Below are 20,375 nucleotides of genomic sequence, written 5' to 3'. Positions count from 1 at the left end.
ATGCCCTCATTACAACGCTGCCGCCTGAATTGGGAAGAGAACAGGGGTAATTACTTTTCGATGATCCACAAACTTAATGTATGAAACGACACCTCCACTTCTGGCTTTTCCTGTTCGCTACAAGTATAACAGCACTTGCGCAGCAGGTTACAGGCGGCAGCATCATCGGACCGGAAATAATAGCAGTGGAAACAGCAAGTATAGCACCAAAGCGTTGCAAGGCCTAAACCACCTTTTCCAGACAGCAACAACCGGCTCTCCGGCAGAGTATAGCCTGATAGAGGAAACCTTCGCTCCTTTTGCCCTGGAAACGATCAGTAGCTGGGCAAAAGGGCTGTTGAAATAAGCAAGACTTTACACGGCTCCATACTTGCCGAAACTTATTTAACCCGATAAGCCAATAACTGCTTCATCAGCTGTTCCATCATACTACATGCCGCTGCTTATACTTGCAGCCGAGGGATGTAGTATGGATGAAAGTACTTCTCTGCAACGCTGCTTATAGGTTGAAGAACAGGTCAGACGGTGAAATATGTCTCTAGCTCCTGCAGCGTATTTTGAGTGGTTTGCATGTCCTGCACCAGTTCGCCTTTTTCCAGAATCATGATGCGCTCGCATACTTCAATCACATGGCTCAGGTCGTGGCTGGAGATGAGCATCGTTACGCGCTGCTGGTCGCGCATGGCTTTAAGCAGGTTTTTCAGGCGTATCTGCGAACTGGGATCGAGGTTGGCAAAAGGCTCATCTAAAATAAGCAGCTCCGGATTACCCAGTGTCGCTGCCGCAATGCCCACCTTTTTCTGATTTCCTTTCGAAAAGTCGCGGATATACTTGCGTTGGCCCAGCACTTCGCCGTTAAACAGGTCCTGGAAAGGATGCAGGCGCTCGGCAATGTCGCCGTCGGATAAGCCGTGCAGGTCGCCGATGAATTTAAAGTACTCTTCAGCGGTGAGGTAATCGATTAAGAAACCTTCATCCAGGTGCGAGCCGGTATACGCCTTCCATTCTTCAGATAAAGCCACATTGGTGCCTTTGGAGGACACTTCGCCTTTGCTGGGCCGGATCAGGTCCAGCACCATCCGGAACAGCGTGGTTTTACCGGCACCATTGTTCCCGACCAGGCCCACTGTTTCGCCGGCAGCAATATGCAGCGCCGGAATATGCACCACGGTTTTGCCATTGTATGATTTCTCGATGTTGGTAATGTCTAGCATGAGCTATGTCTGTTATAGGGTGGTGATGAACTGCTATCAAATCTTTCAGGTATACTTAAGCTACCCGGAAGCCGGCGGCCATAGTATACTTGTGTTTTAAAAACCGATGGGCAATGACTTGCAACAACTGCCGGTGAAAAATAAAACCAACTACACCGGCAACGCCCAGCAAGCCAATGCCTAAGTAGGGCATATCCATAAAGCCAAAAGGCGCATAGAGCAGGAGCGGCAACAGCAGCAAGGGCAATTGCACCAGGAATTTGGAAGCCCCGACGCCCTGCCAGTTAAAAGCAGCGCCTTTACTCAGGTCGAGGCGGCTCTTGTTATACACAGTAAAGTAAAGCACAATAAATGAATTCACGCCGATGTTAAATAGAAAGGCAGCCAGGTTAACGAGCACGACCTTGTAGCCAAACAGGCCATACGGCAGCGTTAGCAGGAACATCAGCAGCAGCGTTGGCACAAAGATCCAGAACTTGGCCAGGTAAAACTGGTAAGGTGAGATGCGGGTCGTCAGCAGGCCATCAAAATGGCTGCTCTGCCAGCCAGGCACAAACTGGCCGTACTGGAACATGGGGATGCCCGTCATAAATATCCCTACAAAAATGAGCATGACGTTACGCTCCAGGAACATGGGCTTGGTGTAAAAAATCAGCCCATAAAAGAGAAATACAGCCGACATCATCAGCACAGATTTTGGGCGTTTGTGGCGCCAGATCAGCTTTAGCTCCAGGGCAATCAGTTTTCCTGTTTCTCCAAACCGGTTCAGGAAGGCCATATCACTTCCTTCTACACTGCCGGCTTTTCGCACCGCCAGCTCCTCCGGGTACGTATGGGCTTTCAGGAAGAAGTAATTGAGCAGGTAAGCGCCCGTAAGCAGCAGCACAGGTACTACCACCAGCCACGGTTGCTGCAACACATAGCCGAACATGGCAGTTGACACCTGGCGCAGCGAAAGCACGCCAGTATAGTCCAGCACCATCAGCCCGACCACTACCAGCCCGAAAGCCAGTGTCCACTTGGGGTTGTTGCTGAGTTGCCTTTTAAAGTATAGCAGCAGGAAATTATTGAAAAACGTGAGCAGCAGCAGGGTTGCCAGCCACACGCCCGCCACTCCTGCCCCATACATCGGCGCCACCGTAGTTACCAGAAATGGTACAAAGATCAGCAGCATGATGAGGTTAAAAACGCTGGGCAGCGAGGCCAGGAGCACGTAATGAATAAGCTTCTGTTTGGGAACAGGCAGGTGCAGATAGGGCTGTATGCTCAATACGGGCAACTCCTGCAACATAAAACGCATAAACAGATCCAGCAGGAAGTAAAAAAGCAGGAAACCGTTAAACGCTGCGACAGGGTTTTGGCCGGGGTAAAGCTCCCGTAACAAAGGACCCATGAACAACCCCAGCGCCAGAAAACAGACGCTGAAATACAGGATAAAGAAACCAAGGATGATGTTGAGCGCCAGGCCTTTTTGAAAAACGGAAGAGCGCCTGGCCTGTTTCCATTGATGTGCGAGTAAGGTTAGCAGCATATTGTTCTGGTCAGATGGGATATAACATACTCAATATGCCTAAAAAAGCCGGTATACTCAAACTCGGAAGCGAATCTTTATACCAAACCCTGAAGATTCTATACTTACAGGGAAGAACACACGATCAAATGCCCGCCCGCAACGATCCGGCTTGTTCGTTCAAGCGCCTAAACCAGGAGCTAGCCATTGGCACAACATCATTTTTCAGGTAAATACGCTGCCTGCAAGACACGAGGCAATATGTGAGTCGGTAAGTTTTTGCAGAAGGATGCTGGCTTAAACCAGGCTTACAGTAGCACTTTAATCAAGAGTAGCCACAGGATGGCATATCCGGATTGCATGGTCTTGGGTTGCTTCTTTCTGCAATAAGTGCGAAAGCTGCCGGTGCGCCACTTCCATACCCTTTAGCAGCGGATAACTGAACATGAAAAAGTATTCTTCAGCTCCTCCCCGCACAAATACATAGAGGTTATGCACTTCCTGTTCATGGAAGCTCATCGTATGCATCTCAACCCGGATGATGTCAGCAACTAAAATTGTTGTTGCGGCGCAGTCGTCTGGTCCTGGTATAAGGAAAATCATTAGGCCTATGTTTTTGGTGGCGTGAAAACTTAGGCAATAGCTACCGGCGCTAAAGTATGTGCAACTTAATCAATAAACGGATAAGTTGCCAGACTTATCCCATCAAAGACGCCCAGCTAGGTGCTTGGCAAATATACTCCTGCACCCCCTATTTTACCGGATCATAGCCGCTCCCGCCCCAGGGGTGGCAACGCCCGATACGCTTCAGGCCCATCCAGCCGCCTTTAAAAGGGCCATACTTGTTCACGGCCTGCACCGCATAAGTAGAGCAGGTGGGTGTATAGCGGCAGGCGCCCGGCGTCAGCGGCGAGAGCAGGTGCTGGTAGATCCACAGCAGGCCAAGTACAAGTTTTTTGATGATCCAAGTCATGGTTTGGTTTTTGCACGTATCCCGTGTTGTGGGGCAAATAGGGCAGATTTCGCTAAATTTGCCTCCGTTTATCTAACCTAAACAAATATTCATGTTAAAAAAAATCCTCTCGCTACTACTTTTCGTCTCGCTGTGCGTGCCTTTTGCCGCCAAAGCAGACGAAGGGATGTGGCTCCCGATGTTCATCAAGCGTCTGAACTACACAGACATGCAGAAAGAAGGCCTGCAGCTCACGGCCGAAGAAATTTACTCTGTTAACAACTCCAGCCTGAAGGACGCCATCGTGCAGTTTGGCGGCTTCTGTACCGGTGAGTTCATCTCACCTGAGGGTTTGCTGATCACCAACCACCACTGCGGCTTCGGCTCTATTCAGTCCCACTCCTCCCCCGAACACGATTACCTGACCGACGGCTTCTGGGCTACCTCTAAGGACCAGGAGTTGCCAAACGAAGGTTTGTTTGTAGATATCCTCGTGCGCATGGATGACGTGACGGGCCAGGTGCTGGAAGGCATCGACAGCAGCACCCCCGAAGAGCAGCGTGCCCAACTGGTAGACCAGCGCATGAAAGCGATCGCTAAAGAAGCCAGCGACAACGGCCAGTACGTGACCTATGTGCGCGATTTCTATAACGGCAACGAGTACTACCTGTTCGTGTACAACCGCTTCACCGACGTGCGTTTAGTAGGCGCTCCACCGCAATCCATCGGCAAGTATGGCGGCGACACCGACAACTGGATGTGGCCACGCCACACCGGCGACTTCTCTATGTTCCGCGTGTACATGGCGCCGGATGGCAAGCCTGCTCCTTACAGCAAAACCAACGTGCCGTATACGCCCAAGCATTTCCTACCCATCTCGCTGAGCGACAAAGACCCGGGCGATTTCTCTATGGTATTCGGTTTCCCGGGCCGCACCAAGCGCTTTATGACTTCGCATGGCCTGAAACTGGAGGTAAACCAACTCAACAAGTCGCGCATTAAGCTGCGTGCACAGAAGCTTGGCCTTTGGAAGCAGGACATGGAAAAAGATCCGGCTACCCGCATCAAGTATGCGTCTAAGTATGCTTCTACGTCTAACTACTACAAGTACTCCATCGGCCAGAACGAAGGCATCAAGCGCATGCGCACCATCGAAGGTAAAATTGCCGACGAAGACAAGTTCCAGGCATGGGCTAACGCTGGCGATGCGCAACGCAAAGCCACCTATGGCAACGTGCTCAGCGATATAGCTGATGCGTACGCCAACATCGAGAAGTATAACCTGGGCAACGTTTACCTGAATGAGGCGGTGCTGGGCACAGAGTCGATGATGCTGGGCTACCGTTTTATACCACTAAATAATGCGCTGAAGTCTGGCAATGCCGCTGCTGTGCAGAAGGCCGTAGAAGACCTGAAACCACGTGTAGAGTCGCATTTTAAGGATTACAACCTGCCAACGGACAAGAAGGTGTTTGCAGCGCTGATGAAGAACTACTACGAGGACATCCCGAAAGACCAGCAACCAGAGGAGTTCAAGAACATGGTGCAAAAGTATAACGGCGATTTCGGAAAGCTGGCTGATTACGTGTACAGCAACTCGTTTCTGGTATCAGAGCAGCAGGTGAATGATTTCCTGCTGAACCCGACGCAGAAGAAGCTGGAGGCTGATCCAGCCTTTAAGATCGTCAACTCAATTTTGATGAACTATGTGACGAACATCGCACCGAAAATGGCCGAGAGCAACGCCAAACTGGACAAAGCCAACCGCTTGTACGTAGCCGGCCTGCGCCAGATGCACCCGGACAAAGTATATTACCCGGATGCGAACTCTACCTTGCGCCTGAGCTATGGTACTGTGAAGGACTATAGCCCACAAGACGGTGTGCTCTACAACTACTACACCACCCTGGATGGCGTAATGGCCAAAGAAGACCCGACAAATGAAGAGTTTGTGGTGCCTGCTAAGCTCAAGCAACTCTATCAGGCCAAAGACTACGGCCGCTATGCTAACAAGAAAGGTGAGCTGGTAACCGACTTCATCACCAACAACGACATCACGGGCGGTAACTCCGGCTCTCCTGTCATCAACGGCCGTGGCGAGCTGATGGGCCTGGCCTTCGACGGCAACTGGGAGGCCATGACCGGCGACCTGGTGTACGACCCCGACTACAAGCGCTGCATCAACGTGGACATCCGCTACGTGCTCTTCATCATCGACAAGTATGCCGGCGCCACCAACCTGATCCAGGAGATGAAGCTGGTGGACAACGGCAACCCCGGCGCCGGCGACGCGGCCAAAGCAGAACCGGAAACGCCCCAGGGCGAGCTGCTGGAGGCCACGGTAGAGGAAGCGAACCAGATGCTGCGCAATGGCAAAACTGAGTTCAAGATCGAGAAAAAGAAAGGCGACGCGAAAGTGAAGCTGCAGGTGAAAGACTAAAGAACCTGCTTCTATAAGTATAGCAAAGGCGCTGGGATTTCCTCAGCGCCTTTTTTGTTTTTATACTTTCCTAAGCTAGCGTAGGGTTGGCTTATCCACGGCTTCACTTCCGGCCTTTTCAATAGTACCTATTTGCGCTCCAAGTCCGCGGGGACTCGTTTTCCCACTCGGCGCTGTGTACATTTCCTGCCTAACGGCTGCCACTACCGTGGCACCGGAAATCTACAAGGCGCCTCCCGGAAAAACTGGGAAGGCTTTTTTCTCCGACCACCAAACGAGCGAATAAGGGTAAACATTTGTATGAAGTAACACCTTTGCATGTAGGCGATGAAGTATAAAGCCCTTGTCAGGTGCACCAATGACGATTTTTTGTTTGAGCGTTCAGCGAGTGGGGGTAGGGGCCCTCGATAAACAAAATCTTCTTGCTTCTTTTGCCTACTTTTCTCCTTGATGAGAAAAGTAGGGCCCCGCCGGCGAGGCGAAAGTTAGCTAAGAGAAAGGGCTTTAAATTCAACAGTTGACATTGATAAAAGATGAAACTTTCATAGATAATAGCAGATCAACAATTCATCTAAATCGACGCTACTGACCCACCATCAACCCGTAAATTCGTTCCGGTGATAAAGGACGCCTGCTCCGAGGCCAGAAATACCACCGCAGCACCAACTTCGGCAATGCTACCAGGCCGCTGCAGCACAATGTCGGGGCGGTTTTGCTGCAGAAACTGCTGCTCCGCCTCTTCTTTGGAAATCCCCTTTTGCTCGGCCTGCCCCTGCATCATACCATCCACCAGCGGAGTAAGTATAAAAGCAGGTGATACCGAGTTAACCAGAATGTTATATTTCCCCAGCGACTTGGAAAGCGCTTTGCTCAGGTTCAGGATAGCGGCTTTGGTGAGGTCATAAGGAATCATGTCGGGGTAAGGCTGTAGCCCGTTTTCGGAGGACATGTTGATGATGCGGCCCCACTTCTTCTCTTTCATACCAGGCAGTACTGCTTTTGTAAGGCGCACCATGGCTACCACGTTCAGGTCGTAGAGCTGCAGGTATACTTCTTCGGCAATGTCCTCGAAGTCGCCGGTTTTACCGATGCCACCGGCATTGTTTACCAGTATGTCAATGGGGCCAGCCGCTGTTTTCGCTTTCGAGAGCAGCTGCGCCACTTCCCCCGGCTTGGTGACATCGGCAGGTATGGGCACGACCTTATTTCCTGTTTTAGCGGAGATCTCCTGGGCCGTTTGCTGCAGTTCCTGTTCGTCGCGGGCGCAGATGATGACAGTGGCCCCTGCTTCAGAAAGTGCCTGCGCGGCACCTTTGCCAATGCCTTTGCTGCCGCCACTCACCAGGGCCACTTTTTGTGTTAGATCAACTTTCATAGTTTAGTTTTTAACTGGTACAGATATAGAAAGAACGACATAATAAGCCAAGAGTTAAGCTCATTTCTACGGAAGGATATAATGCAGGCCTTGTTTTGCACAAATTACCAGTATACTGCGTACAAGTATACTTCTTAAAGTACAATAGCCGCCGCCAACTCTATGAAACAACTTTTACAGTACACGTTATACTTTGTTTGCCTGCTCCTACCTTATGTGGCACATGCACAGGCTGATGTGCCGATGGGTGGCCGGGCTGCTGGTTTAGGCAATGCCGCGGTAACGCTGCCCGACCTCTGGGCATTGCACAATAATGTGGCCGGTATGGCTGGGCTGCAGCAGGTAAGTGCGGGAGCCTTTGTAGAGAGCCGCTTTGGCGTACGAGCATTTACCACGGTGGCTTTGCTGGCTGTGTTGCCAACGGCGAAGTATGGTGCCTATGGGCTAAGCTTCAGCAGGTTTGGCGATGCGGTTTACAGCCGGCAATCGGTGGGAATAGGCGTGGCGCATACGCTGGGGCAGGTAAGCCTGGGAGCAAAAGCAGAAGTATGGCAGGTAGCAGTGAAAGGATATGGCAGCTGCAAAACGGTAGCCTTGTCGGTGGGGGTGCAGGCGCAGGTGGTGCCGGGCGTATTCTTTGGCGCCTACGCGTATAACCTGAACCAGGCCAAACTGGCTGATTTCGAAGATGAGCGCCTCCCGACCGTAATGAAAGCGGGACTTGCCTACCAGCCCTATAAAAAGTTGCTATTGGCCATCGAAACAGAAAAGAACATCGACTATGCCGCTAACTTTAAAGCAGGTTTGGAATACCGGCTGCTGCAGGAAAAGCTGGCGCTGCGTACCGGTTTCAGCACGCTGACTAATCAGGCAACCTTTGGCCTGGGCTTCCGGGCGCGGCAACTGCAAGTCGACTACGCCTTTGGCACTACCACGCTGCTGGGCCAGAGCCATCATCTGTCGCTCTCTTACAGTCTGCACCAGGCTATACAGCATTGATAATTCACAGCTCTGATTCACACTAATATCATCCTACTTTTTCGCGCTTATGCGACATTCTTTTCGTAAGCTTTTGCACCAATGGTCCAATGGTTAGCCCCTGCACGGTGAGGGAGAGCAGCACCACCATGTACGTGATCGCCACAATAAAATTACGGTACATCTCCGGTGCCAATGCCAGCGCCAGCGCAACCGAAATACCGCCACGTAAGCTGCCCCAGGTCATGATCAGAAGCGTATTCGGCGCAAATGTTTTGTTTAGCCGTAGCGCATACGAAGGAATGGCTATAGACAGGAATCGCATCAGTAGCACAATGCCTGTCGTCACAAACCCGATGAGCAGGTATTCGGGCCTGAATGGAATGATGAGCAGTTCCAGACCGATCAGTACAAACAGCACCGCATTAAATATCTCATCCACCATCTCCCAAAACTTGTGCAGGTAATCGGCTGTCTGGGTGCTCATGGCCAATTTGGTGCCCTGGTTGCCGATCAGCAGGCCGGCAGCCACCATGGCCAGCGGGCCTGAGAAATGCAGGTAATGGGCTATACTATACCCGCCCGTCACCACTGCCAGCGAGATCAGCACCTCCGTCTGATAATGATCTATCCGGCGCATAAAATAAAAAGCAATATAGCCGAGCAGCAGCCCTAGAGCAATACCGCCGCCAGCCTCCTCCAAGAAAAGCTTCCCTACAAATGCGGCATCTACATTTTCTAATCCAAGCTGAGCTATTTCATATAAGGAAATAAAGACGACCACGCCTACCCCATCATTAAACAAAGACTCTCCCGTAATATTTACCTCCAGCTTTTCCGGGATATTGGCCTTTTTTAAGATGCCAAGCACCGCCACAGGATCAGTGGGCGAAATCAGTGCGCCAAACAGCAGGCAGTAAATGTAATCTAACGGCTGCCCAATAAGGTGCAGGAGGCAGAAAAAAAGCGAGCCAATGAAAAAAGTGGAGAGCAGCAGCCCCACGGTGGCAAAGAGCATAATAGACCATTTTGCGTCGGCCAGCTTCTTCAGATCGGTGTGCAAAGCGCCGGCAAACAGCAGAAAGCTCAGCATGAACTCCAGCAGGATCTCAGAAAAATCAACAGAGGCCAGTTTCTCCTGCATCAGATCGGTGAAGTCGGGCCACACCGCTCCCAGCGCCTGCACTGCCAATGAGATAAACAGCCCCGCCAGCAAGAGCCCGATTGCTGCCGGCAGCCGAATGTACTTGTGGTTAATGTAGGCAACGGCAGCCGAAATAACCAGAATGACAGAGAAGATGTGGAAAAGCTCCATAGGATTATTTTAAGCGATAATACAACATCATACGTAGGTGCAAAGTAGCTCTTAGGAAGAAACTATCTTCCGGACAAACTAAGCTACTGCCTATGGTACGATGTTTACTGCTCTGCTGGTTTATACTTTGTGCATTGGCTCCGCTGCAGGCGCAGGATTTTCCACGCCGTCAGATCGACTTTGACTTGCTAGTGCAGGAGCTTTTCGCCCAGCAGGAAGACGAGCAGGTCCCCTACGAGGACTTCTACGAAACGCTCTTCCAATACTATCAGCGCCCGCTAGACCTGAACCGGGCGACACCAGAAGAACTTGCTTCGCTTTACCTGCTCTCGCGCCCGCAGATTGCCTCCTTTCTGAAGTATAAAGAGGAGAACGGAAAGCTGCTGAGCATATACGAGTTGCAGGCCATTCCTGAGTTTGACCTGCCCACCATTTACAAGTTAGTACCATTTGTACGGGTGGCTGATGCGGGCCTGCAGGCCGACCAGCGCACTTTGTGGCAACGTATGGCTGGCGAAGACAACAATGCCCTGGTGTTACGCTATCAACGCACGCTGCAACAGGCAAAAGGGTACACGCCTGCTGCCGCTGACAATCCTGCTGGCAGCCGCTATCTTGGTTCCCCGGACAAGCTGTACCTGCGCTACCGCATCAGCCATTCCCACGACTATAGCGCGGGCCTTACTGCCGAAAAAGACGCCGGAGAAGCTTTCACCTGGGATAACCAAACGCACCGCTATGGCTTTGATTACTACTCGGCGCACCTTCAACTTTACAACAGGGGGCATTTTAAGACAATTGCCTTGGGTGATTACCAGCTGCAGTTAGGGCAGGGCCTGCTGCTCTCGTCGGGCTACAGCGTGGGCAAGGGCAGCGAAACCATTGCCACCGTCAGTCGCCCAGACCTAGGCATCCGGCCCTACAGCTCGGTGCTGGAGTATGCTTACTTCCGGGGCGCAGCGGTCACTTATACTTTGGGGAACATCGCCGTAACTGGCTTTTACTCCAATAAGCGCGTCGATGCCAACCTGAAAGCACAGCTAGATACCCTGGAGCAGGAGCGCAGTTATTTCAGTGGCATTCAGACAACAGGATTTCACCGCACGGCATCCGAACTAGCACACAAGGGTAGCGTGCGGGAACAACTTTACGGCACCAACGCTACTTACCAGAACGCAGCGAAGACACTTTTACTTGGCCTAACAGCACTGGGTATTTCCTACAATGCGCCCATTCAAAAAGCAGGCGCACCGTACCAGCGCTTCGAGTTTAGTGGTACAAGCAACTATAACTTGGGTACTAACTACAGCTATACCTGGCAGAACGTGTACGTTTTTGGGGAAACAGCTGTTAGTAAAAGTGGCGGAGTGGGTACTGTGAACGGCTTTGTTGCCAACCTGTCGAATAAAGTGGAACTGGCGATGCTATACCGCTCCTACGCCCGCAACTTTCACTCGTTTTACGGTAGCGCTTTCGGTGAGGCTACCCGCAACATCAACGAGCACGGCCTGTATACCGGCATCAAACTAAAGCCATTCCGTAAGTGGGAGTTCACTGCTTACTATGACCGGTTCCGGTTTCCGTGGCTGCGCTACCGTGTAGATGCCCCTTCGGAAGGATACGAGTATCTGACACGCTTATACTTTAAACCTAACAAGCAAACGGCGCTTTATGTGCAGTTCCGCACCGAGAACAAAGGCCTGAATGCTGCTGGCAACACCACCGCCCTAAATTATGTGGCACAGGCGCTGCGTCGCAATTACCTGCTTTACTATGAGTTTGCCCCAACCAAAACGCTGAGCCTGAAATCAAGGGTGCAGTTTAGCAGCTACGCGCAGGAAGCGCCCCAAACGACCGGCTACCTGATTGCCCAGGATGTGAACGTTACTTTCCGGAAAGTACGTCTCAGCACACGTTATGCACTTTTCGACACGGATAGTTATGATACGCGGCAATATGTGTATGAGCGCGATGTACTCTACGCCTTCTCGATTCCGGCTTTCAGCCGCACCGGCACCCGCGTGTATGGCCTGTTGCAGGTAAGCCCCACCCGAAACATTGATGTATGGCTTAAGTATGGCCTGACACATTACCGCCACCAGCGCACCATCGGCTCCGGCCTCGACACCATCGAAGGCTCACATCGCTCAGATGTGACGGCGCAGGTACGGTATCAGTTTTAAGGTTAGTATGAAGTGGATTGTTGTCTTGTAGTTATACTTGCTAACGCTGGCTTAATCTTTTCTTCGCTATACTTTGCAGTTGTTTAATGTATAATCCGGTTATACTTGGTAGTTGTGGTTTATACTTTAGCTAGTAAGCTATCCTTACTTGTGGCTGTTCGATGCGCAGTTTTACACTTGCCTTGTTTCATCTTTAGCTTTGGTGCGCTCTAAGCCCGCGAGGGCTCGTCCTTGGGCATCGCGCGGTGGCGTGAAGCTGCGCTGGCGCGCTGCCCTGCGGGCACCGGAACCCGCCAAGGCGCTCCACCCAAGGACTGGAATCTATTCGATAGCTACAGCTTATACTTGTGCTCAAGTATAAATTTTCTTTATACAAGTATAACTCTGAGCTTCTTTCTCTCTTCTCCTAGTTTGTCATTTTAAAGGTTCATGGTGGAAGGGAGGTATTCCTGATTAGCCAGAACTACAACGCATATACTCCAGCTAAAGCAGCGACAGAAATCCCCTCCTTAGATAAGGAGGGGCAGGGATGGTTGGACCCGGCACTGCCATAAAGCATCTGCCTTTAAACTTGCAGTAACCAAATTCCCACATCTCAGGTAACAGTGCTGCTACTTGAGATTGGATGAAAGCAGAGGCTTAAGGGATGTTTTTCACGAATACTACTTGCTGGCTGTCTGCCGCGATGATCTTGTTCAGGAAGTCCACCAAAGCACTGTAGGTTTCAGGTTTAAAGCGGCCTTTCTCCATTTGCATGCGGCGGATATATGTAACCTGCCGGCCATCTACTTTAAACTGCGCGGAATACTTGCCAAAGTCATTTGCTAGGTTCAGGTCCTGCGGCTTAAACTCCAGGGCATAGCCTTCAGGTAGCTCAAAGGATACCGTGTCCACATCTACATACGCCATACTGCTCAGCACCACTTCCGATGTTCGCTTTTCTTTCCGGCCGGGAGCATAGGTGCGCTTGTTCATCAGGTTAGGTGTGAGAAACAGGCGCTTGCCGCTAAATGTGGCATACTGGCGCAAGCTTAGCTCCAGGTTTTCGGTCACGGCGGGAATTTTATCTTTCTTCTCCTCCCATTTATAGCTGTTGATGTCAAAGGATGGTACTTCTACCTGGCTATAGAGCCATTTCTTTTGCATGTCCGGCTCCATTAAATGGATCGCATTGCTCCTTCCCTCCTGCTGCTCTCCTCTGAAAACGGTGGTTACATGTGCCAGGCCATTTCCTTTTTCATCCAGCTTCACTTCAATGTGGCGGATCTGGGTGTTATCGGTGGCGCGGTAAGCGGGCGTTTTCACGATCTTTCCCCCTTCGGGCGTTATCAACAGAGCATGTCGGCTTCCGGTGAAGCTGCCGGCATAGCCCGCTGCTTTGTTCTGATCAGTACACTCCAGCCACAGACTATCCTGCTGCAGCGGCACGCACAGCGCCACGTGATTAAACTGTTGACTGGGAAACTCCGTGATGATATCAGCCTCGTCTTCGCCCGCTTCGATCAGCGCCTGGTAAGAATTGATGCCTACTGCTTTCAACATTGCTTGGGTATAGTTGGTCAGCGCCTTGCAATCGCCATAGCCTTTGCCATCCACAAACGATGCCTCAAACGGCTGCCAGCCGCCGATACCCAGCTGAATGGCTACGTAGCGGGTGTTGGACTGCAGATAGTGGTAAATTTTCCGTACTTTCTCTTCCGGCGTTTTAGCGTCTGCCACCAGCGTCTGCAACTTCTGCATTGTAGCATCCGGCAGCACGTCACGGCCGTTATTAAGCTTATTTACCCAAAGGCCATAATCTTTCCAGGTGTGCATGTTGCCTTGGTATCCTTCCACTTCAAACGTCACGGGCGCAGTACGCACCAGGGGTACCAGTTCCCGGAATTCAACGCCATAAGGTTCAGTTTCTATCGGGGCCAGGTTCTGGGCCTGCCAGGTATATACTTCCTGCGTGGCGGTTGTCTCTTTCTTCAGCGGTGTAGGCAGGTTCTTTTCCAGGTAACGCAGCTGCATACCGGTTGGCACCAGTACCCGGAACGTAGACTTCTCCACAGCCATGTTCTCCTCATTCAGCGGCATCCAAACCGGGTAAAACAACATGTTGCTGGTGGTGGTTTGATATTCATACTCCACGGTGTACGGATAGACCGTATGCCGCATATCGGCCACCTTTATGCGGCTGTCCTCAAACAAGGTGCCGTTAGAAACAGCACTTACATCTACAATGTCGGATTTGCGTAGGGTTTTTATTTTTTTGCCGAAGCGGTCGTACGATGTCGCTTTCAGGTAGTCGACCTTGGTTAGCTTATCATAAAGCACATACAACTGCGCTTTGTCTTTTCCATTTTCATCCAGAATGGTAATGGTAGCTTTGTATACTAAGGTGCCGTTGCTAACCGAGTTGACCGTAAACACCTTTTCCTCAGAGCGAATCACCACGTGCGCGCCTTTGGTAAGATCTTCGGAGGTGTGTGCCTGTGCCGGATGAAGCATGTTCATGCACAAACAGGCACAAAGCAAGTATAAATAACGCATAAAATCGTTGTAAATTAATGAAATATAGAAAGGGATTTCCTGCTGCTAAAGCCGCTGAGAGGCAAGCAGCTACGTGTTGCTGCCTGCCTCTCAGCGCAGCAACACGTATACTGGCAAGTATGGCGACCGGTTTATTTTACGCCGCTGGCAGCAGGTGTTGTGGCCTGTCCCACACTGGCTGTCGCCTTTTTCAGCACGATCTGTTCGGCCTGTTTGGTTACGATCTGGTTGTAAAACTCTTTAAGGTAAGGATACTCCGGCGCATAAAATACAGGCTTGTTGATGCTAATTTTACTCATAATCTGCACCTCGTTGCCTTGTTGCTGCACCACATACATAAACTTGCCTCCATTATCAGGCAGCGCTAACACTTTATTCTGCGGTCCCTCCTCCATTTCGTATCCTTCCGGAAGTATAAAGCGGCAGATATAGGTCTCGTCTACTGGGGCGGCAAAATCTACGGGGTAAGCCCGCTCGTTCAGCTTAAACGGATTCTCCTTCTCTCCGTGGCCCATCATGGGGTTCAGGTAGATAATGCTGTTATCCTGTCCGTTTCCATTGGTAGCTATGTCGAAGGTGATGTTGATGGGGCTGTTCTCATCGTTCAGGTTCTCGACCTTCGCTTTCAACACCTTCATATCACCTGTTTCCTTGGCAAAATTTTCGGTGAACTTTGCTTCACCGTCTTCCAGAATACTTCTGCGGGTAACCAGTGCATTATAGCCGCCTAAAGATTCCTTGCCAGTTCCTTTCATTTCACCATTGCTGCTGATGGTGATGGTGCCATTAAACAACCTGGAGTAAATGGCAGCAGGCTTAAGCGCCACCCACCGCTGATCATCTTTTTTAATCAGGCGGCCTTCGCCGTTGAGGCAGCGCACCGGCAGTTCTCCTGCCGCCAGCAAAGGCTCTGTGGCATCCAGCAGGTATTCTTTATCGCCAATGCGTACCTGCGCAATTACATAGTTGAACTTACTAAGCATGGGTGAGCCTTTGTATACACGACCGTTGTTGCGGGTGCTCACCAGCACCGGGGCCGCATCAAGTCCGGCCTCCAGCAGCATAGAGGTCATGAGCAGATTGATCTCTCCTGAACTGCCTTTTTTGATTTCGAATACTTTCCGGATTGGCGAGTGCGCATACATGGTATACTTCCCATCCCACTTTACGGTACTCTTCACCAAAGTATGAATCGCGGCCATCTGGCTCTCAGGCGTTTTATACTTCGCCTTGATTGCCGAAAGCTCATTTTTAAAGAAACTGCTGCGGTTCAACTGCCGGCCGAACTTCTCTTCATCCAGCAAGTCGCGCGTCACCTGCTCCCAGTTACCAACAACGGTCTCCGCTATCTGGCCCGGAAACTTTACCTGCTGCAGCTCAAATTCAATTTTAGACTGATAGTCACTCAAGGTGGTAATATACCTTTCCGGGCGCAGGGCAGGCGCATCTTTCATGATCCAGACATATCCGTTGGCATCGGCTTTTACAGAGGTAGCCTGGCTGGCCTGTCTGCCTCCGTTCAAACCCGGCTCCACGTGCGACTCTTGTGTAACGGTAAAGTTTTCGCTTGCTTTGCTCTGCTCAGCATTGTATAAGGCAAGATACCCCTGCTGTAAGAACTTATAGTCGAAGTACTCCGGTATCTGCGCGTGGTACTCACTCCATACCACCGGAATGGTTTTTTGGAACTCCCACTCCCGCATGTTTTGGAAAAAGTCGGAGTAGATGGTATACTTGATATCCAGCACAGAGCCCACCTTTACGTTGGGCATGGTAAACTTTTTGGCAAACCAGTTCTCACTCATCTGCTCTTCAAACACAGCTTTCGACTCGAGCTTGTCCTTTACAACTTTGCCGTCTTCGAGGTTATAGGTATAGCCTTTGATACTGGCTACATTTTCTTTATCACTGCCCCGCTGAAAGTATGGCACCTCCACATCAGCCCAGTCGTAGCCAGACTTTTTCAAAATCTTAATCCGCATCTCATGCTCAAACACCAGTTGAAAGCCTTTGGCGTATTGAAAATGAGAAAAGCCCTTATCAGACAGAATTACTGCGACTGCGCTGGTGTCTTTGTCATACACCTTCATTTTCAGTTCCTCTTCACTGACCTTTCCAAACTTGGTTGCCTGGCCGTAAGTCGTACCAACCCCACAGATTAATACAATAGCAAGCGAAATTAAACGAGTAGAAGTTAATGTTCTCATAGGCAATAGTATACATATAGGTTTAAAAGCTCAAACGGATCATCAAACAAACATAAATACCTGACAATTATAAAGTTGCGTTTGATCAAGGCATTACGCACATCTGAAAGTATAAAGAAAAAGGTATTTACCTATATATACAAATTTTACACTAAATTTTTGGCATTAAACTTATACTTAATTCTACAACCCTGTTGCGGCAGCACAATTATGGATTTAATAAGACTATAGCAGACAAGAAGAAGTATAGTATGTAAACAAGGAGGCGGTGTGATGCAACAGCAGTTGCTGACGCGCAATTCTTATAGCTTGCACAGGTAAATTTGGCAGTTGCGCTACTTACCTGCGTTTGCCCTGCACATGTGTTGTTAGGGAAACAGCAGCAGCAGGGAGAGGAAATTCAGCGGGGTACCGGTTTGGGCATAGTGGTATAGCAGCCTGCCACTATACTTTGCACAGCTGCAATCTTATGCCATACTTCAGACCAGCGGAAATACAGGACAGGTGCCATGCGAGGGAGGCACACTGCAGGATTGAATGTAATAGGCCGTAGCACGGCAGCAGGAGGCTACCTGTGCTATATCTGAACTGAATAGCCGGAGCGACAGCAGGTTATATACTGTCGCTCCGGCTACTGTTACAGAAAAGAGGTAAAGTTCTCGCTATCCTGCCAAAAATCGCGACAGGCTTCACGTTGTTCTTCTATAAACTTGCTATTACGTTTCAGGTCTTTCCAGGGGCCATAGCCCAGGCGTTCGCAAAGCCTGAAAAAGCTATCGCCTTGATTTTTCTGACCTTTTACCCGCACCAGGGCGCTCAGCAACGGACGACCGGCAGCATGTTCCTGCTCCGATATCTCGTCGATCACTTCGTTCAGCCTTGATTTTTCATACGGGTTTTCGAGGTTGAGACCTAATTCAGCTTCAAAGATAAGGTTCTGAAACGTCATCAGGTGCGCTCTCCCACGGGCTACTTGGATGAGTTTCTTTCGTACGCGTGTGTTCATAGTGCAAATATGTTTTACGCAACAGCACAGCCTGCCACAACCGGTATATGCCGATCACAGGTGAGTCTTTTGCCTTATTGTTGGAATAATATATATTACTTTTAACGTATTTATTGTCGAAAAAGTTTCGCAACATGTACAATTTTTCACCGTATGGATGCAATTACTTTGCATTACGCTGAAAAAGAAGCTTTTGAAGATTAGTGTGGTTGCTTTTCACACAAGTATTTCCAATACCGTTTTGGCATATGGCGCCGGTGCAACTTAGGGTTACGGCGCTCCGGTATGGTCACATTGTCAAAGTATACCTGCCACAGTTGCTTATACTTAGCTTCTTCCGCATGCAATGCTTGGCCCTGCAATGTGGCGCGGCGCTGCTCGGGCAGCAGCTCCAGTTCTACTACTGTGGTGGTGGTAAGATCATAATAAACGCCATAGCGGCGGCGAGTGTCGTAAATAGCCCAGCGCTGGTCGGCATAACGCTTCTCAAAGTGGGCCATGATCAAGGGCAACACATTAAAGTCCGGTGCGATAACAGCATAAAACAAACCATCGGCTGCTTGCTCGAAACGCACGAAGGCTTCCATGCGGTGCTTTTCGCGGTGCACCTGCCGGGCTGCCTGCTGCACCTGCAATACACAAGGTGCGGTATAGTTGCCTTCTATACTCTCTTTCTGCTCAAACGCCAGCCGGATATAAGCAAACAGCAGCAACTCAACGCCTTCCTGTTCCCATAAATAAGTATAGTATAAAGCTTGCTGTGCTGCCACCGACAGTTTCTTCTGCAGGCCGCGCCAAACGCGGGCCGCTTTCTGCTCATCTGTAACAACAGCTATGGTTTCGCCAAAGATAAGCGGTTGCGCCAGGTGCTCCTGCGCAATGCCGGCTGGCCACGCCTTTCGCTCAAAGGCTTCGAACACTACCGTTAGCAGGCCCTCGAACGAGCCGTCATATGTGTACAGGTGCATCGGTGCAGCCGGTGTTACTGCTTCGCTGCCGAACGGCTGCTACGGCCCTTATCGGCACTATCGCCACCCTGCACGGCACCGGAGAGGCGCTGCAGTTGCGGCACCAGCATGTTCAGTTTGCAGCAAAGTGATACGCGGGCAACTTTCTGGTTCTTTCTCATAATAACTATTTTTTTTGGTTGGATGGATGTAGAAACAGTATTAGACAGGTTTGAATTAGTTTTAGCAGACCCCATAGCTTTAACAGATAAAGGATGTTGAGACAAGTGATACAAATTCAGGTAACAACAGGGGCCGGTATGGGTTATCCTGCAACGTGTATTGTTTTCATAGCTTGTTACTTACCGGCATACTAGCCTACCTGGCGGAATAGGTCGAGTTGCCCGGCCAGAAGCGCACTTCGTTTCGCGCCATCCCCGAACAGAATTTTGTTCCTGATTTGGCCTGAATCGAACTCGTGGCGCAGAGTGCTTTTTCCCTGACATGTGATAAAGTATCTGGCGCGTTTTAACACCACGCCCATCAAGCGCAGGTGGTCAAACGTAAGCTTGGCAAAACGGCGTGCGGACACGATCTTCTGGGCAGATTTTATGCCAATCCCCGGCACCCGCAGGATCATTTCATATTCTGCCGTGTTCATTTCCACCGGAAAGGCAAAGCGGTTGCGCAGTGCCCAGGCCAGCTTCGGATCAATGTCCAGCTCCAGGTGCGGATGTTTCTCTTCGAGCAGCTCCTGCACATCAAACCCATAAAAACGCATCAGCCAGTCGGCCTGGTAAATGCGGTTCTCCCGGATAATAGGCGGCTCTGTGATGATAGGCAAGCGGTTGTCGCTGCTAACAGGCACATAGCCGGAATAATACACCCGCTTCAGGTTATACGCCTTGTAGAGCTGGTCAGAAAGCTGCAGGATCTGGCGGTCGTTTTCGGCACTGGCCCCCACGATCAGCTGCGTGCTCTGGCCGGCAGGCGCAAAAGCAGGCGCAGATTTAAATAACTTTTTCTCTTCTTTGGCCTGCGCCAGCTGCTGGCTGATATTTCCCATCGGCACCAGAATCTCTGTATAATTCTTCTCCGGCGCCAGTTGCTGCAAGCTTACTTCTGAGGGCAGCTCAATGTTCACACTTAATCGGTCGGCGTACAACCCGGCCTCTTTTATCAACTCCTCGCTGGCGCCCGGGATGGTTTTCAGGTGGATGTAACCGTTAAACTGATGCTCCTGCCGCAATTTTTTAGCGACACGCACCAGTCGCTCCATTGTATAGTCACTATTTTTAAAAATGCCCGAACTCAGGAACAAGCCTTCAATGTAATTGCGGCGGTAAAAATTTATGGTCAGGTCCACCACCTCCTGCACCGTAAAAGCAGCCCGCTGCACATCGTTACTGCGGCGGGTAACACAATAGGCACAGTCGTAAATGCAATGGTTTGTCAGCAGGATCTTAAGCAGCGATACACAGCGGCCGTCTTCGGTATAGCTGTGGCAGATACCCATTCCTTCGCTGTTGCCAAGACCTTTGTTCTCGTTCTTGCGTTTGCCACCGCTTGAGGAGCAGGAAACATCATACTTGGCTGCATCTGCTAAAATAGTTAGTTTATCCTCAATCGTGCGACCCATTTGTTTATTAGTCAATGCCTTTGATGTTCTAAAGATACGTCAGGCAAGAACAAACACCCAAAATTTTTAGCATT

Annotated in this window: 18 protein-coding genes; 6 read left to right on the top strand and 12 right to left on the bottom strand. The window is 50.4% G+C overall.

All coding sequences use genetic code 11. The annotated features are described in order from the left end of the window. The first annotated feature begins 80 nt into the window (after positions 1–80). Together ABDW72_RS08110 and ABDW72_RS08105 are read left to right on the top strand one after the other, a co-directional pair. Positions 81–227 carry a hypothetical protein gene (locus ABDW72_RS08110; protein ID WP_347158030.1) on the top strand — a complete coding sequence of 49 codons (147 nt, stop codon included), beginning with the start codon at positions 81–83 and terminating at the stop codon, positions 225–227. Further along, a complete protein-coding gene (locus tag ABDW72_RS08105) occupies positions 215–346 on the top strand; it encodes a hypothetical protein (protein WP_347158029.1) in 132 nt (43 codons plus the stop codon). The genes ABDW72_RS08110 and ABDW72_RS08105 overlap by 13 nt, the downstream gene beginning before the upstream one ends. 172 nt (positions 347–518) lie before the next feature. Here the strand turns inward: ABDW72_RS08105 and ABDW72_RS08100 are convergent, their stop codons facing one another. Together ABDW72_RS08100 and ABDW72_RS08095 are read right to left on the bottom strand one after the other, a co-directional pair. Beyond that, a complete protein-coding gene (locus tag ABDW72_RS08100; RefSeq protein ID WP_347158028.1) occupies positions 519–1,214 on the bottom strand; it encodes an ABC transporter ATP-binding protein in 696 nt (231 codons plus the stop codon). 55 nt (positions 1,215–1,269) lie between these two features. Then, a complete protein-coding gene (locus ABDW72_RS08095) occupies positions 1,270–2,745 on the bottom strand; it encodes a DUF5687 family protein (protein ID WP_347158027.1) in 1,476 nt (491 codons plus the stop codon). 35 nt (positions 2,746–2,780) lie between these two features. Between ABDW72_RS08095 and ABDW72_RS08090 the strand changes: the two genes are divergently transcribed. After that, on the top strand, positions 2,781–2,957 hold the full coding sequence (locus ABDW72_RS08090; RefSeq protein WP_347158026.1) for a hypothetical protein: 177 nt from the start codon (positions 2,781–2,783) through the stop codon (positions 2,955–2,957). A gap of 88 nt (positions 2,958–3,045) precedes the next feature. On the opposite strand, the gene ABDW72_RS08085 is transcribed toward ABDW72_RS08090, so the two are convergent. Beyond that, entirely contained in the window at positions 3,046–3,327 is a 282-nt protein-coding gene (locus ABDW72_RS08085) for a hypothetical protein (RefSeq protein ID WP_347158025.1), read from the bottom strand. Positions 3,328–3,475: 148 nt separating this feature from the next. Continuing rightward, positions 3,476–3,697, bottom strand: a complete 222-nt coding sequence (yidD, locus tag ABDW72_RS08080) for a membrane protein insertion efficiency factor YidD (RefSeq protein ID WP_347158024.1) — start codon at positions 3,695–3,697, stop codon at positions 3,476–3,478. A 91-nt stretch (positions 3,698–3,788) separates the two neighbouring features. Between yidD and ABDW72_RS08075 the strand changes: the two genes are divergently transcribed. After that, entirely contained in the window at positions 3,789–6,116 is a 2,328-nt protein-coding gene (locus ABDW72_RS08075; RefSeq protein WP_347158023.1) for a S46 family peptidase, read from the top strand. A 571-nt stretch (positions 6,117–6,687) separates the two neighbouring features. Here ABDW72_RS08075 and ABDW72_RS08070 read toward each other — a convergent pair. Then, positions 6,688–7,491 carry an SDR family NAD(P)-dependent oxidoreductase gene (locus ABDW72_RS08070; RefSeq protein WP_347158022.1) on the bottom strand — a complete coding sequence of 268 codons (804 nt, stop codon included), beginning with the start codon at positions 7,489–7,491 and terminating at the stop codon, positions 6,688–6,690. A gap of 162 nt (positions 7,492–7,653) precedes the next feature. Here ABDW72_RS08070 and ABDW72_RS08065 point away from each other — a divergent pair, with 162 nt between their 5' ends. Continuing rightward, positions 7,654–8,490 carry a PorV/PorQ family protein gene (locus tag ABDW72_RS08065; RefSeq protein ID WP_347158021.1) on the top strand — a complete coding sequence of 279 codons (837 nt, stop codon included), beginning with the start codon at positions 7,654–7,656 and terminating at the stop codon, positions 8,488–8,490. A gap of 28 nt (positions 8,491–8,518) precedes the next feature. On the opposite strand, the gene ABDW72_RS08060 is transcribed toward ABDW72_RS08065, so the two are convergent. Then, positions 8,519–9,784: a cation:proton antiporter gene (locus ABDW72_RS08060; protein ID WP_347158020.1), complete on the bottom strand. Its 1,266-nt coding sequence runs from the start codon at positions 9,782–9,784 to the stop codon at positions 8,519–8,521. A gap of 92 nt (positions 9,785–9,876) precedes the next feature. Between ABDW72_RS08060 and ABDW72_RS08055 the strand changes: the two genes are divergently transcribed. Further along, positions 9,877–11,967 (top strand): ComEA family DNA-binding protein, encoded by a 2,091-nt coding sequence (locus tag ABDW72_RS08055; protein ID WP_347158019.1) that lies wholly within the window; start codon positions 9,877–9,879, stop codon positions 11,965–11,967. Positions 11,968–12,606: 639 nt separating this feature from the next. Here the strand turns inward: ABDW72_RS08055 and ABDW72_RS08050 are convergent. The 6 genes from ABDW72_RS08050 to ABDW72_RS08025 all read right to left on the bottom strand — a co-directional run bounded on the left by ABDW72_RS08050 (position 12,607) and on the right by ABDW72_RS08025 (position 20,301). Then, entirely contained in the window at positions 12,607–14,466 is a 1,860-nt protein-coding gene (locus ABDW72_RS08050) for a DUF3857 domain-containing protein (protein ID WP_347158018.1), read from the bottom strand. A gap of 167 nt (positions 14,467–14,633) precedes the next feature. Then, entirely contained in the window at positions 14,634–16,709 is a 2,076-nt protein-coding gene (locus tag ABDW72_RS08045; protein WP_347158017.1) for a DUF3858 domain-containing protein, read from the bottom strand. Positions 16,710–17,346: 637 nt separating this feature from the next. Beyond that, positions 17,347–17,715 (bottom strand): hypothetical protein, encoded by a 369-nt coding sequence (locus tag ABDW72_RS08040; protein ID WP_347158016.1) that lies wholly within the window; start codon positions 17,713–17,715, stop codon positions 17,347–17,349. A 200-nt stretch (positions 17,716–17,915) separates the two neighbouring features. Continuing rightward, complete coding sequence (locus ABDW72_RS08035) at positions 17,916–18,683, bottom strand: TIGR03915 family putative DNA repair protein (protein WP_347158015.1); 768 nt, start codon at positions 18,681–18,683, stop codon at positions 17,916–17,918. 14 nt (positions 18,684–18,697) lie between these two features. Beyond that, positions 18,698–18,844, bottom strand: coding sequence for a hypothetical protein (locus tag ABDW72_RS08030; RefSeq protein WP_347158014.1), 147 nt, complete (start codon positions 18,842–18,844; stop codon positions 18,698–18,700). Positions 18,845–19,035: 191 nt separating this feature from the next. Further along, positions 19,036–20,301, bottom strand: a complete 1,266-nt coding sequence (locus ABDW72_RS08025) for a putative DNA modification/repair radical SAM protein (protein ID WP_347158013.1) — start codon at positions 20,299–20,301, stop codon at positions 19,036–19,038. Positions 20,302–20,375 lie beyond the last annotated feature (74 nt).

It is taken from the genome of Pontibacter chitinilyticus (assembly GCF_039748935.1).
Classification (GTDB): Bacteria; Bacteroidota; Bacteroidia; order Cytophagales; family Hymenobacteraceae; genus Pontibacter; species Pontibacter chitinilyticus.
This window is presented reverse-complemented; position numbering and strand designations above follow the sequence as displayed.

What these genes read in the sequence shown, in the direction of transcription:
- ABDW72_RS08035 (WP_347158015.1), bottom strand. Translation starts at nt 18,683, where the DNA reads ATGCACCTGTACACATATGACGGCTCGTTCGAGGGCCTGCTAACGGTA.
- yidD (WP_347158024.1), bottom strand. Translation starts at nt 3,697, where the DNA reads ATGACTTGGATCATCAAAAAACTTGTACTTGGCCTGCTGTGGATCTAC.
- ABDW72_RS08055 (WP_347158019.1), top strand. Translation starts at nt 9,877, where the DNA reads ATGGTACGATGTTTACTGCTCTGCTGGTTTATACTTTGTGCATTGGCT.
- ABDW72_RS08025 (WP_347158013.1), bottom strand. Translation starts at nt 20,301, where the DNA reads ATGGGTCGCACGATTGAGGATAAACTAACTATTTTAGCAGATGCAGCC.
- ABDW72_RS08085 (WP_347158025.1), bottom strand. Translation starts at nt 3,327, where the DNA reads ATGATTTTCCTTATACCAGGACCAGACGACTGCGCCGCAACAACAATT.
- ABDW72_RS08040 (WP_347158016.1), bottom strand. Translation starts at nt 17,715, where the DNA reads ATGAACACACGCGTACGAAAGAAACTCATCCAAGTAGCCCGTGGGAGA.
- ABDW72_RS08075 (WP_347158023.1), top strand. Translation starts at nt 3,789, where the DNA reads ATGTTAAAAAAAATCCTCTCGCTACTACTTTTCGTCTCGCTGTGCGTG.
- ABDW72_RS08030 (WP_347158014.1), bottom strand. Translation starts at nt 18,844, where the DNA reads ATGAGAAAGAACCAGAAAGTTGCCCGCGTATCACTTTGCTGCAAACTG.
- ABDW72_RS08070 (WP_347158022.1), bottom strand. Translation starts at nt 7,491, where the DNA reads ATGAAAGTTGATCTAACACAAAAAGTGGCCCTGGTGAGTGGCGGCAGC.
- ABDW72_RS08060 (WP_347158020.1), bottom strand. Translation starts at nt 9,784, where the DNA reads ATGGAGCTTTTCCACATCTTCTCTGTCATTCTGGTTATTTCGGCTGCC.
- ABDW72_RS08065 (WP_347158021.1), top strand. Translation starts at nt 7,654, where the DNA reads ATGAAACAACTTTTACAGTACACGTTATACTTTGTTTGCCTGCTCCTA.
- ABDW72_RS08100 (WP_347158028.1), bottom strand. Translation starts at nt 1,214, where the DNA reads ATGCTAGACATTACCAACATCGAGAAATCATACAATGGCAAAACCGTG.
- ABDW72_RS08090 (WP_347158026.1), top strand. Translation starts at nt 2,781, where the DNA reads ATGCCTAAAAAAGCCGGTATACTCAAACTCGGAAGCGAATCTTTATAC.
- ABDW72_RS08095 (WP_347158027.1), bottom strand. Translation starts at nt 2,745, where the DNA reads ATGCTGCTAACCTTACTCGCACATCAATGGAAACAGGCCAGGCGCTCT.
- ABDW72_RS08045 (WP_347158017.1), bottom strand. Translation starts at nt 16,709, where the DNA reads ATGAGAACATTAACTTCTACTCGTTTAATTTCGCTTGCTATTGTATTA.
- ABDW72_RS08110 (WP_347158030.1), top strand. Translation starts at nt 81, where the DNA reads ATGAAACGACACCTCCACTTCTGGCTTTTCCTGTTCGCTACAAGTATA.
- ABDW72_RS08050 (WP_347158018.1), bottom strand. Translation starts at nt 14,466, where the DNA reads ATGAACATGCTTCATCCGGCACAGGCACACACCTCCGAAGATCTTACC.